We start from the raw sequence: 335 nt of genomic DNA on the forward strand, positions 1-335 counted from the left end.
GTCAGTTGCTCTACCAATTGAGCTACACCAGCTTAATTAGTTTTTTAATTAATAAACTCTCTAATTTTATTAGTTCTTATTGTTTTTTTACAACCAATCAACCTTCGCTTTCGCTCGGTTTCTTGGGAAGCTCAATGGCAAAACCTTTAGCAAATCAAAGATTTGGTCGGTTTTGCATAAGTTCGAGTGAACAAAATCAAAGATTTTGACACTCACTTAACCTACACCAGCATCTCACTTATTAATGATAACATATTTGAAGTAAATTTGCTACATAAATTTAATTGGCGACCTGGATCGGGCTCGAACCGACGACCTCCAGCGTGACAGGCTGG

Source organism: Peptoniphilus sp. HMSC075B08 (assembly GCF_001815405.1).
GTDB classification, from domain to species: Bacteria; Bacillota; Clostridia; order Tissierellales; family Peptoniphilaceae; genus Peptoniphilus_A; species Peptoniphilus_A harei.